Source organism: Streptomyces sp. NPDC008150 (genome assembly GCF_042956945.1).
In the GTDB taxonomy this organism is placed as follows: domain Bacteria; phylum Actinomycetota; class Actinomycetes; order Streptomycetales; family Streptomycetaceae; genus Streptomyces.
This window is the reverse complement of record NZ_JBIBHJ010000002.1, coordinates 40257-55136: the sequence shown is the minus strand read 5'-3', so window position 1 is coordinate 55136 and position 14880 is coordinate 40257. Positions and strand designations below refer to the sequence as shown.

Below are 14880 nucleotides of genomic sequence, written 5' to 3'. Positions count from 1 at the left end.
CGGTGCGCGCGGCGGACTCACGCGGGTGGCGGCAGTACGGGAAGGCCGAACGGCCGCGTCACCGGCGTCAGGCGTAGTGACGGTAGATGGCCCGCGCCGCGCAGGCCGGCTTGTCGGAGTCCTCGATCTCCACGGTGAAGGCGAGCCGCATCTCGACGCCGCCCCGGACGTCCTCGACGGAGTCCACCGTGCCGTGCAGCCTGATCCTGGCGCCGACCTTCACGGGATGCGGGAAACGCACCTTGTCCAGGCCGTAGTTGACGCTCATGGAGATGCCCTCCACGGCGAGCAACTGGTTGAAGAGGGGGATGATCAGGGAGAGGGTGAGGTAGCCGTGGGCGATCGTGCCGCCGAAGGGGCCGGTGGCGGCGCGCTCGGGGTCGGTGTGGATCCACTGGTGGTCGCCCGTCGCCTCGGCGAAGGTGTCGACCCGATCCTGGGTGATCTCCAGCCAGTCGGTGCGGCCGAGGTCGGTGCCGGCGAGTGCCGTGATCTCGTCGAGGCCGGTGGCGGTGCGGGATGCGGTCATGGCGGGACTCCTTCAGGAAGTGGTGCCGAACGTCCGGCGGATGCGGGGCTTGAGCAGCTTTCCGGTGCCGCTGCGGGGCAGTTCGTCGGTGACGACGAGCGACTTGGGGATCTTGTAGCGGGCCAGGCGTCCGTCGAGGGAGGCGAGGATCTCCTCGGGACTCGCCCCGGCTCCCGGCGCGAGCACGACGACGGCGCGGGCCACTTCGCCCCACTTCTCGTCCGGTACCCCGATCACGGCGCAGTCCAGGACGGCGGGGTGCTCGTGGAGGATCTTCTCGACCTCGGCCGGGTACACGTTCTCCCCACCGGAGATGATCATGTCCTTGGCCCGGTCGACGATCGTCACGTAACCGTCCTCGTCGGCGACCGCGATGTCCCCGGAACGGAACCAGCCGTCCCGTACGGCCTCGGCCGTCTCGGCGGGCAGGTTCCAGTAGCCGCTCATGACGTTCGGCCCCTCCACCAGCAGCTCGCCGCGCGGTGCGTCCTCGCCGGCCGGGTCGACGATGCGCACGTCGCTGAAGAAGTGCGGGAGCCCGGCGCTCCCGGCCTTGTCGAGGGCGTGCTCCGCGTCGAGGAGGCACACACCGGGGGACGCCTCGGTCATGCCGTACCCCTGGATGAAGGCCGCCCCGCGCCGCTGGAACGTCCGGATCAGCGCGGCGGGCACGGGAGCGCCGCCGCACAGCAGCATCCGCAGCGACGACAGGTCCGCCGCGTCGAACCCGGGGTCCGCGGCGATCTGCCGGAACATGGCCGGCACGCCGAACATGACGGTGACACCGAGGTGTTGGACCAGGTCGAGGGTGCGGGCGGGGGAGAAGGACTCCTCCAGGACGAGGGTGCCGCCCTTGAGGACGGTGGGCAGGCAGGTCATGTTCAGCGCCGCGGTGTGGAACAGCGGGGCCGACAGCAGGGTCACGTCGCCGGCGGCGAACTCCCCGTCCACCAGGGTGTTGACGCTGTTCCAGACGAGGTTGCCGTGGGTGAGCACGGCGCCCTTGGCGCGTCCGGTCGTGCCGGAGGTGTACATGATGGCCGCGGTGTCGGCGTGGGTCACACGTATGTCGAGCGGAACCGGTGAGCAGGCCGCGAGGTCCTGCTCCAGGGCGGCGTCCACGGAGACGCGACGCGGTGTGCCGCACGCGAGGGCGAACTCCTCGAAGGCCGGGGTGTGCACGAGGACGCCGGCCCCCGAGTCCGTGAGGCAGTGCCGCAGTTCGGGCTCGGCGAGGCGGGTGTTGAGGGGGACGAAGACGGCTCCGAGCTGGCCGGCCGCGAACAGCGTCTCCAGGAAGGCGGGGTGGTTGGGGCCGAGGAAGGCGACCCGGTCTCCGGGCCGCACGCCGAGACGGCGCAGGTGGTGGGCCAGGCGGGTCGAGCGGTCGTGCAGCTGGGCGTAGGTGACCCGCGTCTGCCCGTGGACGAGGGCGCTGCGGTGGGGCGAGGTGCGGGCGCGGCGCGCGGTCCAGGATCCGATGCCGTGGTTGCGCATGCGGGGCCCTGCCTTTCTGATCGGTCGGCCGGGCCGTCCGGGCGGCGCCGGCCGGGCTCGTCGTGCGGGCGGGAGGAGCGTGGGGGCGGAGCCGGTCAGTCCGCGGTGAGGCCGAGCAGGCGCGCCGCGTTGTCCTTGAGGATGCGGGGACGGACCTCGGGTCTGATGTCCAGCTTCGCGAAGTCGGCGAGCCACCGGTCGGGGGTGATGACCGGGTAGTCGGAGCCGAAGAGCACCTTGTCCTTGAGCAGCGTGTTCGCGTACCGGACGAGCTGCGGCGGGAAGTACTTCGGGGACCAGCCGGACAGGTCGATGTGGACGTTCGGCTTGTGGGTGGCCACCGCCAGCGCCTCGTCCTGCCAGGGGAAGGACGGGTGGGCGAGGATGATCGGCAGGTGGGGGAAGTCCACGGCGACGTCGTCCACGAGCAGGGGGTTGGAGTACTTCAGACGGATGCCCCCGCCGCCGGGCACGCCCGCGCCGATGCCGGTCTGGCCGGTGTGGAAGAGGGCGGGGACGCCGAGCTCCTCGATGACCTCGTAGAGGGGGTAGGCCATGCGGTCGTCCGGGGAGAAGCCCTGGAGACTGGGGTGGAACTTGAAGCCGCGCACGCCGTACTCCTCCACCAGCCTGCGCGCCTCGCGTACCGCCGCGCGTCCTCGCCAGGGGTCGAGGGAGGCGAAGGGGATGAGGACGTCCGCGTGGGCCGCGCAGTCCTCGGCCACCTCCTCGTTCGGGATGGGCGGGTGGCCCAGGGCGTGTTCGGCGTCGACGGTGAAGACGACGGCGGCCATGTTCCGCTGCCGGTAGTGGTCGGCTGTCTCCGCGATGGTGGGCTGCCGGTGTCCGTGCGCGGCGAAGTACTTCTCGGAGGCGGCCATCAACTCGGGCCCCAGCGAGGGGTGTCCGGTACGGGACACCTCGGCGTGGGTGTGGACGTCGATCGCGGTCAGCCGGGCCGGGTCGATGCGGGGGGCCGTGACGGGCGGGGAGGCGGTCATGTCAGGCTCCCGCCGGCGGACGGGGCGCCGGGATGCCGAAGGTCTCGGGCTCGGCGCCGACACCGCCGTGCCAGGCGGCGGCGATCTCGTCGGCGCTCCACCCGCCGTCGCGGAAGTCGGTCGTCTTCTCCCGGGGGTGCGTCCAGAGCGCGAGGCGGTCCCCGCCGACGCCGATCGCCTGGCCGGTGACATCGGCGGAGGCGTCCGAGGCGAGGAAGGTGATCAGGCCGGTGACGTCGTCGACGCTGCCGAGCCCCTCGTCCTTGCGCATCCACTCCGGCAGCGGCAGGCCGGTGCGTTCGGCCTCCTCGATCGCGGGGGCGAACGCCGGGACGGTTCTGGTCATCTCGGTGGCGGCCACCGGGACGACGGCGTTCACGGTGATCCGGGCACGGGCCAGTTCCATCGCCCAGGTGCGGGCCATGGCCGCGATGCCGGCCTTGGCGGCCGCGTAGTTGGTCTGCCCGAAGTTCCCGCGCTGCCCGGCCGGGGAGCCGATCAGGACGATCCGTCCGCCCTCGTCCTGCTCGCGCATCCGGACGGCCGCGGCGCGGGCGCAGGTGAACGTGCCGCGCAGATGGACGCGGACGACGTCGTCGAAGTCGTCGTCGGTCATCTTCCACAGCACCCTGTCCCGCAGGATTCCGGCGTTGGTCACCAGGACGTCGAGGCGCCCGAAGTGTTCCACGGCCGCCGAGACCAGTTCCTCGGCGGCCGCGGTGGTGCCCACCGCGGCGGTCACTCCGCACGCCTTGCCGCCGGCGGACTCGACGCTCGCGACCGCGGCCTCCACCGCCGCCGGATCCACGTCGTTGACCACGACGGACGCTCCGGCCGCGGCGAGCGCGCGGGCGTAGGCGAGTCCCAGACCGCGTCCGCTGCCGGTGACGACGGCCACCTTTCCTGTCAGGTCCACGAGTTCCACCTTTCCTTGGTTCCTTGCCGCATCGGGGAGTTGAGCCCATTGACAGGAATCCTGTCTATGGAGGAGCAGTGTTGTGTCCAACAGGAAACCTGTCAATGGCCTAGGGTTGCCCGCACCGGAAGCGTTCCGGCGGCAGGCGGGCGGCCGGACGGCCGCACCGGTGGGCCGGCCGGGACGGCGAGTGAGGAGATGTCGTGACGGAAGCCGCCGCACAGCGGGCCGGCCGGGACGCCGAGGCGGCGCCCTCGCTGCTCTACCTGGTCAAGCGCACGGAGCAGGCCGTCCGGGCGCGGCTCGACGAGGTGCTCAAGCCGGCCGGGGTCACCGCCCTCCAGTACACGGCGCTGACGGTGCTGGAGCGCCACGACGGCCTCACCGCCGCCCAGTTGGCCCGGGACTCCTTCGTCACCGCCCAGTCCATGGCCGACATGGTCCGCACCCTTGAGGCGCGCGGCCATGTCGTCCGCAGCCCCAACCCCGTCAACCGGCGCGAGCTCCTCATCGCCCTGACCGAGTTGGGGCACCGGCTGCTGGACGACTACCGCCGCCCCGTCCGCGAGTTGGAACGCCGCATGACCGGCGGCCTGAGCGCGCCCGAGGTCGACCAGCTGCGCGCCGCCCTGGACAGCGCCTGGCGCCAACTCAACTGAATTGCATCGGCGTTGGGTGACGCGGCAGGCCGGCTCCGGCCCCGTCCGCCGGGTCAGTCGACCGAGTACATCCGGATGACCACGACGTCGTCCTCGGGTCGCGCGAGCCCCACGAAGACCGTTCCGGCGAGCCAGCGGTGGGCGGGGGCGTCGGTGCGGAAGACGGGGGAGGTCCGGTAGTAGTGGCCGGCGTGGGCGGTCTGGAGGCCGCCGTCGAACTGATCGGGGCTGTCGGGGGCGGGCCGGTAGAAACCGCGGTTCGCGATGTCGACGACCGCGCCGTCCTCGGCCCGGATCAGATAGCGCGCGTCGAGTTCGCACACCTCCCCGCGGGTGCTGCTCCAGTCGCCGCCGCCCGCCAGGACCGTGCCGCGCAGCCGGGGCCCGTCCACGGTGCCGCCGGTGATGGGCGTGAACTCGGTGACCTCGCCGTCGCCGTGGCCGATGTGCAGGGTCTCGCCCACCTGCGCCCGGATCTCGAAGGCGAAGGTGAGGCCGGGTGTGCCGGACGTGGACATGGGGATGACTCCGTTCGCGAGTGCCGCCCCGGGGGCGGTTGTTGGGAAGGTGGGAGGGGACGACTCACGCCGCGTCGGTGTCGGCCGTGCGGCGGCGGGGCTTCCAGCCGCGCCGGGGCACGGAGTCCAGCAGCGTGCGCGTGTAGGGGTCCTGCGGGCTGTCGAGAACGGCGCCGGTGGAGCCGCGTTCGACGATCCTGCCGCGGTGCATGACCACGATGTCGTCGCACACGTGCCGCACGATGCCGAGGTCGTGCGTGATGAACAGGTAGGCCACACCGCTCTGTTCACGGATGTCCCGCAAAAGGGTGACGATCTGCGCCTGCACGGAGACGTCGAGCGCGGCCACCGCCTCGTCGAGGACCAGGACGCGCGGTCTCACCGCCAACGCGCGTGCGATGGCGACGCGTTGGCGCTGTCCTCCGGACAGGGCGCGCGGCAGGGACCGGGCCTGCCGGGTGTCGAGCCCGACCTGGTCGAGCAGTTCGGCCACCCGCGCGCCGAGGGCCTCGCCCCGCAGACCGGTGTGGAGCGACACGACCTCGCCGAGGCAGTCCCCGACCCGCTGCCGCCGGTCGAGCGAGGCGTACGGGTCCTGGAAGACCATCTGCACGTCCCGTGCCGTGCGGGCGCGCTCGGCGGCGCGGGGCCGGCGCCGTCCCGCCTCCAGTCCGCCGCGCCGGACCGTGCCGCCCGTGGGCCGTTCCAGACCGGCCAGCATGAGCGCGGTGGTGGTCTTGCCCGAGCCGGACTCGCCGACCACGGCGAGTGAACCGCCGGGCGCCAGGGAGAGGTTGACGTCGTCCACCGCGACGAAGTCGCCGAACGTCTTCCGCAGCCCGACCGCCTCCAGGACGGGCGGCGCGGTGCTCTCGGAGGTCATGAGCACTCCTGTCGGTGCGGTTCGCCGAGCGCCGCCCCCGGGCGGGGGACGGGGTCCGGGGGCAGGTACGGGTAGTGGCAGGCGGCGAGGCCGTCGCCCGCCGGTGACAGCTCCGGGCGTTCGGTCAGACAGCGGTCCCGGACGGCCGCGCACCGGGGTGCGAAGGCACAGCCGGGGCCGGCCTCGAACGCCGACAGCGGCCTGCCGGCGATGGCCCGCAGCCGTTGGGCCGCGGCGCCCGGGTCCGGCCGGGAGGCCAGCAGGGCCCGCGTGTAGGGGTGCCGGGCGTCGTCGTGCAGCCGGGCGGCGGGCAGTTCCTCGACCGTCGAGCCCGCGTACATGACCGCGATGCGGTCGCAGACCGCCGAGGCCAGGGCCAGGTCGTGGGTGATGAACAGCATCGCCAGGCCGCGTCGTGCGCGGGCCTCCTCGACGATGGCCATGACCTCGGCCTGCGTGGTCACGTCGAGGGCGGTGGTGGGCTCGTCGGCGAGCAGCAGCCGGGGTTCTCCCAGCAGCGCCGCCGCGATCATCACCCGTTGCAGCAGGCCGCCGGAGAGTTCCGACGGGCGCTGCCGCAGCCGTCGTGACGCGTCCGCGATGCCGACCTCGCGCAGCAGGGCGGTCGCCCTGGCGGCGGCCTCCCCGCGTGACGTCCCGCGGGTGGTGACGAGTCCTTCGGTGAGGAAGTCCCCCACGGTGCGCAGGGGGTTGATGTGGGCGCGCGGGTCCTGGAAGACCATGGCCGCCCCGTGCGTGCGCAGCGCGCGCAGTGCCGCAGGGGCCATGGCGGTGACGTCGGCCCCGTCGAAGCGGACCTCGCCGCCGACCCGGGCGCCGTCCGGCAGCAGCCGCAGCACCGACCGGGCGGTGAGCGACTTGCCGGAGCCGGACTCGCCCACCAGACCCACCGCCCCGCCGGCCGGGACGGTCAGGTCCACGCGGTGGACGACGGTACGGTGCCCGCCCGCGGCGGGCAGCGTGATGCGCAGGGCGTCGAACTCCAGCAGGGGAGCGGCGGGCGACTCGGCGTTCATCGGTCCTCCCCCCGCAGCCGACGGGACAGCTCGCCGCCGAGCAGGTTGCAGGCGACCACGAAGACGACGATCACCAGGCCCGCGAAGAGGGCCTGTTCGGGCCGCCCGGCGAGGATGCCCGGGGAGCCGTTGGCCACCATCAGGCCCCACTCGGCGGTGGGCGGCTGGGTGCCGAGCCCGATGAACGAGAAGGCGGCCACGTCGAGCATCGTGTAGCCGAAGGAGGTGGTCGCCTGGACGAGGACCAGCGGCAGCAGGTTCGGCACCAGGTGGCGCAGGCAGATCCGCCGCCCGGACATGCCGAGCATGCCCAGCGCCGAGACGTACGGCAGGGAGCGTTCGCGCAGGGCCGCGCCGCGCACGACGCGGGCGATGTAGGGCAGGTAGGCGATGGACAGGGTGGCGACCGCGATGTCGAGTCCGGCGCCGAAGACGGCCGCGCCGACCACCGCGAGGACGAGCCCGGGGAAACCGAAGACGACGTCGAGCGCGCCGGAGACGACGCGGTCGTACCAGCCGCCGAGCCAGGCCGCGCTCACCGCGAGCGCGGTGCCCGCGGTCCCGGCGATCACGGTGATGAGGGCGGGCGCCAGCAGGCTGGGCCGGGCCCCGTACAGCAGCCGGGACAGGATGTCGCGGCCGGTGTCGTCGGTGCCGAGCCAGTGCGCCGCCGAGCCGGGTCGGGAGACCGCCAGCGAATCGACGGCACCGGGGTCGTAGGGCGCGAGCAGCGGGGCGAGGACGGCGGCGGCGACCACCAGGGCGACGACCGCGCCGGCGGCGATCAGCACGCCCCGGCCGCGCGCGAGGCGCGCGACGCGGCCGAGCCGCAGGCGTCCGCCCGCCAGGGCGGCGACTTGGTAGGTGCTCACGTGGTTCCTCCCAGCGGGACGCGGTGGTCCAGCGCGGCGGTGGCCAGGTCCACCGCGGTGTTGATCACGGTGAAGGCGACCACGGTCAGCAGCGCCAGCGCCTGGACCACGGCCAGGTCCTGCTTGGCGGCGCTCTGGATCAGCAGCGCGCCGACGCCGTTGACCCCGAACGCCTGCTCCACGATCGAGCAGCTCGCGATGAGGCCCGCGACCGCGACGCCCGAGACGGAGGTGATGGGCCCGGAGGCGTTGCGCAGGATGTGCTTGCGGATGACGAAGCGCTCCCCGACGCCCCTGCTGCGGGCCGTCTGCACGTGCTCGGAGCCCCGTTCGGTACGGACCGCCGCCCGCGTCACCTGGGCGACGTAGGCGAGCCAGGACGCGGCGAGCGCGAGTGCGGGCAGGGTGAGGTGTTCGAGGCGGTCGGCGAATCCGGTGCCGGCGCCGTAGGCAGGGAACCAGGGCAGACGCACCGCCAGGAACCAGATCAGCAGCACCGACATGACGAACGTGGGGACCGCCATGAGGGTGGTGGACACGGCGGTGACGGCGGTCTCCGCCCAGCCGCCGCGCAGCCCGGCGACGGTGCCCAGGACCACGCCCGGGACGACGATCAGGACGGCGGCGTAGGCGATGAGGAACAGGGTGTTCCCGGCGCGGGCCGCCAGCAGGTGGGCGACGGAGTCCTTGTAGCTGAGCGACTGCCCGGCGTCGCCGTGCAGCATGCCGGTGAGCCAGCGCCAGTAGCTCTGCAGGAACGGGTCGTCCAGGTGGTACTGGCGGTGGATGTCGGCCAGCAGCTTGGCACTTGGCGGTTTGCCGCCGCCGACCAGCAGGGTCGCGGGGTCGCCGGGCGAGAGGAACAGGGCGCCGTAGATGACGACGCTGGCGACGAGGAGGGTCACCACCAGCGTCGCGGCGCGGCGGGCGACGAAGCGGGCGATCACGAGGTCGCCCCGCCGGTGGCGCCGAGGTAGGCCGCCCACGGCATGTTGATGTAGGCGAAGGACGCGGGGGCGCCGCTGATCCGCTTGTTGAGGAACATCCGCTCGTACGGGGAGGCGATCGGCACCAGGGGGAGGTCCTTGGTGTACAGCGCCTGCGCCCGCGTGAACAGGTCGGCCCGCTTCGTGGCGTCCAGGGTGCTCTGGGCCTCGCCGAGCAGGGCGGTGACCTTGTCGTTGTGGTACTTCGTCCAGTTGAACAGCGAGTCGGACGCGGTCAGCAACTGCGCGTAGGAGAGCGCCTCGGGGATCTCGACGTAACCCATGACCATGGTGGCGTCCAGGCCCTTGCGCAGGGACGCGTCGTAGAAGAGGCCGGACATCTGGGTCGGCTGGAGCTGCTTGATGACGACCTTCAGGCCGATCTTCTTGGCGCCGGCCTGGAGGAAGGTGAGGGTCTGAAGGGACTGCTGGTCGCCCGCGGGGATGGCCACGGAGAGGGTGCGCTTCTTCGAAGTGGCCTGTCCGAGCAGCTTCTTGGCCTTGTCCACGTCGACGGCCGGGACGGCGGGCAGGGCGTCGTAGCCCTTGGAGTAGACCGAGGACCCCTCGGCCTTCTGCCATACGAACGGCGGGACGAACGTCTTCAGCTTCTGCGCCGCGCCGTCGTAGACGTTCTTGACCAGGGCGTCACGGTCCAGGACGAGGGAGAGCGCCCGCACGATCTTCGGGTCCGCCAGTGGCGAGTCGGGGCTCGTGGCGGTGAGGTAGTTGGTCTGGGCGGACGGCCCGTAGTAGACCGTGCCGGCGCTGGAGGAGCGCAGGGTCTTGGCGGCGGCGGAGCTGATCTCGTAGCTGCCGTCGATCTGGCCGGACAGCAGGGCGCCCGCCAGGGTGGAGCCGTCGGTGACGAACTTGAACGTCACCTGCTTGGCCTTCGGCTTCAGGGCGGTGTCCCAGTAGGCGTCGTTGCGCCGGACGGTGATGGACTCGCCCGGTTTCCACGAGGCGAGTTCGAAGGGGCCCGTGCACATCAGGCCGCCCTTCGCCGTGCCGTAGGAGGCGCCCGCCTTCTTGACGTACGACGCCTCACCGACCGCTCCGAAGCCGTTGGCGAGGGCCTTGAGGAACAGCACGTCGGGCTTGGTGAAGCGCACGGTCACCTGGTGCGCCCCGGTCGCCGCGATCGACTTGACGCTCGCGAAGAGGGTGATGTTGACGCTCTGGGTCCTGGGGTCGCGCTGGCGCTGGAGACTGGCGACCACGTCCTGCGGGGTCATGGTGCGGCCGTCCCAGAACTTCACGCCGGAACGGAGGTTGAGCACCAGGGTGGTCGCGTCCGGCTGGTCCCAGGAGGAGGCCAGGCCCGGGGCGACGGAGTAGTCCGCCTTGAGCCGCAGCAGGGGGTCGCAGAGGTTGGACTCGACGGTGCTGGGCGAGTAGTCGCCGACCCGGGCCGGGTCGAGCGTCGTCGGCTCGCCCATGGGCAGGTTCCAGTTGACGTTGTCGAGGGCGCCCGTGGCGGCGGGCGTGGTGGTCGTGAGTTTCGGGGCGGCCGGCGCGTCGCTGGTGCCGGAGGAGCCCGACGTACATCCGGTCGCCGTCAGCAGGACGGACGCGGCGAGGGCGACGGACGCGGTGGTTCTGAGAGCCTGCATGGGGAGTCCTCAGGGGATGAAGTACTGCGGAGAAGGTCCTTGGGCCGGTGTCGACGCGTGCGGGCGCGGGCCGGTCGGAGCCCGAACTGCCCCGGTCCGGGCGGCAGTCGGCTGAGAACGCAGCCTCAGAGGGTCGTCTGCTCGGCTGCGACCGTGACGGTCAGGCGGGACGGATGCGTGCCGCCGGTGCGCAGGGTCTGCGTGCTGGGCTTCGCCGTGAGCGCGGTCCAGGGGTTCTCCCCGGTGCCGGTGGCGGGCAGGAACAGCGGGTGGTCGCTGCCGGCCAGCAGCAGGGCGAGCCGGTGGCCGCGCCGCAGTCGGTAGCCGGTGTGGCCAAGGTCCAGGTGGACGGTGCCGGACGCGGCGGCGGTGTCGACCGAGCGCTGGCCGCGGGCGATCTGCGTCGCCCGGCCGTCCGGTGCCAGGTCGAGGAGCTTGGCGAACACGTCGAACAGCGGTGCGCTGCTGGTGACATGAAGGTCCAGGCCCAGTGGTCCGGCCAGGTCGAGCGGCGTTTCCCGTACCGGCCCGCAGTACGCCAGCGTGCCGTCGTGCTCGGCGAGAGGGGCCAGGTCGGGGTGGGCCTGAAGGTGGGCGAAGGAGTTGTCCAGCAGGGAGGGCACGGGGGCGTCGGGGTCGTGGACCCACTGCGCGTGCCCCTCGTCCTCGGCGGGGGACCCGGTCAGCAGACCACCCGGCAGCGGACCGGGGGACGCGTCGTCGCGTTCGCGGAGCCAGAAGGTGCGCTCGACGGCGCCGGCCGGCGGCCAGGCCGGTGACGTCCGCCATTCCGCGTGGCCGAGTTCCCAGGTCACCTTGGAGAGCGAGGTGACCGGGCGGACGCCCATGAGGAAGACGTCGAAGAAGTCGAGCGCCGGGCCCACGTACCCGGGCAGCATGCGGTCCAGGGCCTCCTCGCTGGTGTTGTGGTCGTCCTCCTCCCGCACCGGGGCGTTGCCGAGCCGGTAGTTCTCGTGGTCGACCGCCCCGGCCCACAGATACTGGACCGCGTCCCAGCCGGGGCGGGAGGCCAGTTCGAGGTAGTCGCGCATGTGGGCGCCGAGGATGTTGTCGAACCAGCCGACGCAGTGCAGGACGGGCACCGGCCGTGCGTCGAAGGGATGCAGCCCGCTCTGCGTCGGCAGCGGCGCCTGCCGGGGAGCCAGCAGGTCGAACCAGAGGGAGCGCGCGCCGACGGCGGCGAAGGCCTGCTCGTACTGGGCGATGACGGGGCGCAGGGAGCGGTCCGGCTCGTACTCGTAGGTGTCGTTGTCCACCCAGTGGTGCGCGAAGTACTCGATGCCCTCCAGCCAGACCGGCTGCGGCTGGCCGTCGGGGCGCCAGATCGCGGCGAAGTCCGCGGCGGTCACCCGCGGGACGATCGCCCGCAGCGCCGGATGCTGGGCGGCGACGGCCGACCACTGGGTGAAGCCGTAGTAGGAGTCGCCGAACATCCCGACACGGCCGTCCGACCAGGACTGGTTGACGACCCATTCGATGGTGTCGTAGCCGTCCTCCCGTTCGCGCAGGAAGGGGACGGTGGCGCCCTCGGAGCGGAACTTGCCGCGCACGTCCTGCACGACGACGGCGTAGCCGCGGTCGGTGAACAGACGGGCGATGCGGTCGGCGTAGACGTAGCGGCTGTTCTTGTCGTAGGGCAGGCGGACCAGCACCGCCGGGAACGCCGCGTCTCGCTCGGTGCGGTCGGGGTGCTCGGCGTCCGTGCGTCGGTCCGGGAGGTAGACGTCGGTGGCCAGTCGCACGCCGTCGCGCATCCGGGCCATGTACTGACGGGCGTTCGCGGCGACGGGCGCGGGCGTGATCCGCTCGAAGGCGAAGGGCATGGGCATGGGAGAACTCCAGCCAAATGAAATACAACGACGTTGTGCAACGGCGTTGTATGACAACATTGCACCTGTTCTCCACCCGGTCAACACTTCACCTGAAGGTCGATGACATGCCGATCGAAGTAGACGAGGCGCAGCGGCTCGACGAGATCGCCGCCGCCACCATCCAGGTCGCCCGCGAGCGCGGCATGCGGGCGGTGACCATCCGCGCGGTCGCGGAGCAGCTCGGCGGTTCCACGGCCGTCATCACCAACTACGTCCCGAGCCGCGCCGGACTCATGGTCAACGCGCTGCGGCACGCGGAGGAGGAGTGGAACCGCGAGGTCGAGGAGGAACTGCGCGGCCTCGACGGCCCGGAGCGGCTGTCGGCCCTGGCCCGCTGGATGTGCACCACGAGGGGGGACGACGAGGTGCTGCGGCGGCTGCTGATGGAGACCATCAGCGCGGGACCGGCCGCGGGCAGGGAGGTCGAGCGGGCGCGCTCCGACACCGCGCGCGCCCACCTGGAGTCGCTGGAGACCGTCGTCGCCGAGGCGGGCCCGGAGTTCCCGCCCGAGGCCGCCGACATCCTCCACCTGCTGTTCCGGGGATTCTGGCTCGCCGCGCTTGAGGACTCCGAGGCGTGGCCGGCCGAGCGGGGGACGCGGGCCGCGCTGGCCGTCCTCGAACTGCTGGGCGCCGGGGCGGCACCGGCCGCCGCGGCCGAGTGACATCCTCCCGGTCGCACCGGCGAACTCACGGAGGGGCCTTGACAAGGCGAGAGGGCGCGCCGGAAGGTGAGCCCCGAGGAGATGCAACAGCGTTGGACAACGACCGTGTTGGGCGACGCGACCGCATGTCCGTCACGTCCCGCCGAGCCCCGCCGTGCCCAGCGCCGGACCTCGCGGGGCCGCACCGCCGTTCTCCGGCCACCCGCCCCGTCCCCGCTGTCGTGACGCCGGGGCGGCAGTCCCTCGTCCCGCCGCCCTGCCGGGCAGTCGTCCCGGCCGCCGGCCTCCCGCAAAGGCGATCATGGAATCTCAGAACCAGGCCGCGCACCTCTGGCAGCGCTCCGCCACGGACCTGGCCGCCGCCGTCCGTGCCCGCGAGGTTTCCTCCGTCGACGTCGTGCGGTCGTTCCTCGACCGCATCGAGGAGACCAACCCGCACCTCGCGGCGCTCGTGGACGTCCGCCCCGACGAGGCGCTCGCCGACGCCCGGCGGGCCGACGAGGCGGTCGCCGCCGGAGCCGAACTCGGGCCCCTGCACGGGATACCGGTGTCCACCAAGATCAACACGGATCAGCGGGGCCGTGTCACCAGCCACGGCGTGCCCGCCCTGGCAGGGGCTCCCGCCGAGGACGACGCGGCCTGCGTGGCGGCGCTGCGGGACGCCGGTGCCGTACTCGTCGGGCGCAGCAACGCCCCCGCGTTCTCCTACCGTTGGTTCTCCACCAACGACCTGCACGGCCGCACCCTCAACCCCTGGGACCCGGCCCGCACCCCCGGCGGATCGAGCGGCGGCGCCTCCAGCAGCCTCGCCGCCGGCATGACCCCCGTCGCGCAGGGCAACGACATCGGCGGCTCGATCCGCTACCCGGCGGCATGCTGCGGCGTGGTCGGCATCCGCCCCACCGTCGGACTGGTCTCCGGCTGGATGCCGCCCGCCTACGCCGACACACCCGCCGGCCGGACGCAGATCGACTTCCCGCCCACGGTGCACGCCTGCGCCGTGGAAGGACCGCTTGCCCGAACGGTGGCCGACGCCCGGCTCGCCCTGCGCGCCATGACCGGCCCGGACCTGCGTGACCCGGTCGGCGTCCCGGCCGCACCCCGCGCACTGCCGGACGTCCGGCGGATCACGGTCAGCGTCGTCCGCGGCATCGGCACGGTCAAGAACCACCCCGCCGTCGACCGGGCGCTCGACGAGGCGGTCGCCCACCTGACCGACGCCGGGTACGAGGTCGAGGAACTCGACGGCCTGCCCCTGCTCGCCGAGGCCGCGCGCCTGTGGTCACTGCTCATCTACGAGGACTTCCGCCCGATGCTGCCGCTGGTGGAGCAGGTCGGCGGCGAGGACATCCGCACCTCCCTGAAGTACTCCTTCGCCGCGGCCGCGTCCGTGTGGGGCGAGCGGCCCTCGCTGGAGACGTACATCAACGGCTGGGCGCGCAGGTCCACGCTCATCACGCGGCTCCAGGAAATGCTGGGCGCCGACCGGATGCTGCTCACCCCGGTCTCCGCCGAGCTGCCGTTCGAACAGGACGCCGACCTGGCCGGCCCCGAACGGGCGGTCGAAATGGTCGACGCCATGTGGCCGATGACCGCCGTGCCCGCTCTCGGCTTCCCCGCCGTGACGGTACCGGCGGCCCTCGTCGACGGACTGCCGGTCAGCGTGCAGCTCATCGGCGGCCGGTTCACGGAGGAGCGCGTCCTGGACGCGGCGCAGGCCGTCGAGGACCGCACACCGCGCCTGGTGCCCGCCTCCCTGGGCACGTCCGCCTGACCGGCGCGGGCGGTTGGGCGGCGGGGCGGGGTCGG

At 72.7% G+C, this 14880-nt stretch carries 14 protein-coding genes; 3 read left to right on the top strand and 11 right to left on the bottom strand.

Features of this window, described 5'->3' with window-relative positions; translation table 11 throughout:
- Positions 1-67 precede the first annotated feature (67 nt).
- The 4 genes from ACFZA0_RS05930 to ACFZA0_RS05915 form a co-directional block, all read right to left on the bottom strand.
- Complete coding sequence (locus ACFZA0_RS05930) at positions 68-529, bottom strand: MaoC/PaaZ C-terminal domain-containing protein (RefSeq protein ID WP_391012021.1); 462 nt, start codon at positions 527-529, stop codon at positions 68-70.
- Between the two features lie 12 nt (positions 530-541).
- Entirely contained in the window at positions 542-2026 is a 1485-nt protein-coding gene (locus ACFZA0_RS05925; RefSeq protein WP_391012019.1) for a long-chain-fatty-acid--CoA ligase, read from the bottom strand.
- A gap of 95 nt (positions 2027-2121) precedes the next feature.
- Entirely contained in the window at positions 2122-3027 is a 906-nt protein-coding gene (locus ACFZA0_RS05920; RefSeq protein ID WP_391012016.1) for an amidohydrolase family protein, read from the bottom strand.
- Between the two features lies 1 nt (position 3028).
- Positions 3029-3952, bottom strand: coding sequence for an SDR family NAD(P)-dependent oxidoreductase (locus ACFZA0_RS05915; RefSeq protein WP_391012013.1), 924 nt, complete (start codon positions 3950-3952; stop codon positions 3029-3031).
- A 194-nt stretch (positions 3953-4146) separates the two neighbouring features.
- Between ACFZA0_RS05915 and ACFZA0_RS05910 the strand changes: the two genes are divergently transcribed.
- Entirely contained in the window at positions 4147-4602 is a 456-nt protein-coding gene (locus ACFZA0_RS05910) for a MarR family transcriptional regulator (RefSeq protein WP_391012010.1), read from the top strand.
- Positions 4603-4655: 53 nt separating this feature from the next.
- Here the strand turns inward: ACFZA0_RS05910 and ACFZA0_RS05905 are convergent, their stop codons facing one another.
- From ACFZA0_RS05905 to ACFZA0_RS05875, 7 genes are all read right to left on the bottom strand, one after another.
- Positions 4656-5120, bottom strand: a complete 465-nt coding sequence (locus tag ACFZA0_RS05905) for a DUF3237 family protein (protein WP_391012007.1) — start codon at positions 5118-5120, stop codon at positions 4656-4658.
- A gap of 64 nt (positions 5121-5184) precedes the next feature.
- Positions 5185-6003 (bottom strand): ATP-binding cassette domain-containing protein, encoded by an 819-nt coding sequence (locus tag ACFZA0_RS05900; RefSeq protein ID WP_391012005.1) that lies wholly within the window; start codon positions 6001-6003, stop codon positions 5185-5187.
- Entirely contained in the window at positions 6000-7040 is a 1041-nt protein-coding gene (locus tag ACFZA0_RS05895) for an oligopeptide/dipeptide ABC transporter ATP-binding protein (protein WP_391012002.1), read from the bottom strand. The genes ACFZA0_RS05900 and ACFZA0_RS05895 overlap by 4 nt, the downstream gene beginning before the upstream one ends.
- Complete coding sequence (locus tag ACFZA0_RS05890; RefSeq protein ID WP_391011999.1) at positions 7037-7912, bottom strand: ABC transporter permease subunit; 876 nt, start codon at positions 7910-7912, stop codon at positions 7037-7039. The genes ACFZA0_RS05895 and ACFZA0_RS05890 overlap by 4 nt, the downstream gene beginning before the upstream one ends.
- On the bottom strand, positions 7909-8898 hold the full coding sequence (locus ACFZA0_RS05885) for an ABC transporter permease subunit (RefSeq protein WP_391011996.1): 990 nt from the start codon (positions 8896-8898) through the stop codon (positions 7909-7911). The genes ACFZA0_RS05890 and ACFZA0_RS05885 overlap by 4 nt, the downstream gene beginning before the upstream one ends.
- Positions 8856-10514 carry an ABC transporter substrate-binding protein gene (locus ACFZA0_RS05880; RefSeq protein ID WP_391011993.1) on the bottom strand — a complete coding sequence of 553 codons (1659 nt, stop codon included), beginning with the start codon at positions 10512-10514 and terminating at the stop codon, positions 8856-8858. Before ACFZA0_RS05880 ends, ACFZA0_RS05885 begins: the two co-directional genes overlap by 43 nt.
- 125 nt (positions 10515-10639) lie before the next feature.
- A complete protein-coding gene (locus tag ACFZA0_RS05875) occupies positions 10640-12364 on the bottom strand; it encodes a CocE/NonD family hydrolase (RefSeq protein ID WP_391011990.1) in 1725 nt (574 codons plus the stop codon).
- Between the two features lie 107 nt (positions 12365-12471).
- Between ACFZA0_RS05875 and ACFZA0_RS05870 the strand changes: the two genes are divergently transcribed.
- Complete coding sequence (locus ACFZA0_RS05870; protein ID WP_391011987.1) at positions 12472-13071, top strand: TetR family transcriptional regulator; 600 nt, start codon at positions 12472-12474, stop codon at positions 13069-13071.
- Positions 13072-13372: 301 nt separating this feature from the next.
- The gene (locus ACFZA0_RS05865) at positions 13373-14845 is read left to right on the top strand and encodes an amidase (RefSeq protein WP_391011984.1); all 1473 of its coding nucleotides are present in this window, start codon (positions 13373-13375) and stop codon (positions 14843-14845) included.
- Positions 14846-14880: the final 35 nt, after the last annotated feature.

Excerpts from the sequence above, each read along its gene's own strand:
- ACFZA0_RS05930 (WP_391012021.1), bottom strand. The coding sequence starts at position 529 with ATGACCGCATCCCGCACCGCCACCGGCCTCGACGAGATCACGGCACTC.
- ACFZA0_RS05925 (WP_391012019.1), bottom strand. The coding sequence starts at position 2,026 with ATGCGCAACCACGGCATCGGATCCTGGACCGCGCGCCGCGCCCGCACC.
- ACFZA0_RS05920 (WP_391012016.1), bottom strand. The coding sequence starts at position 3,027 with ATGACCGCCTCCCCGCCCGTCACGGCCCCCCGCATCGACCCGGCCCGG.
- ACFZA0_RS05905 (WP_391012007.1), bottom strand. The coding sequence starts at position 5,120 with ATGTCCACGTCCGGCACACCCGGCCTCACCTTCGCCTTCGAGATCCGG.
- ACFZA0_RS05900 (WP_391012005.1), bottom strand. The coding sequence starts at position 6,003 with ATGACCTCCGAGAGCACCGCGCCGCCCGTCCTGGAGGCGGTCGGGCTG.
- ACFZA0_RS05895 (WP_391012002.1), bottom strand. The coding sequence starts at position 7,040 with ATGAACGCCGAGTCGCCCGCCGCTCCCCTGCTGGAGTTCGACGCCCTG.
- ACFZA0_RS05880 (WP_391011993.1), bottom strand. The coding sequence starts at position 10,514 with ATGCAGGCTCTCAGAACCACCGCGTCCGTCGCCCTCGCCGCGTCCGTC.
- ACFZA0_RS05875 (WP_391011990.1), bottom strand. The coding sequence starts at position 12,364 with ATGCCCATGCCCTTCGCCTTCGAGCGGATCACGCCCGCGCCCGTCGCC.
- ACFZA0_RS05870 (WP_391011987.1), top strand. The coding sequence starts at position 12,472 with ATGCCGATCGAAGTAGACGAGGCGCAGCGGCTCGACGAGATCGCCGCC.
- ACFZA0_RS05865 (WP_391011984.1), top strand. The coding sequence starts at position 13,373 with ATGGAATCTCAGAACCAGGCCGCGCACCTCTGGCAGCGCTCCGCCACG.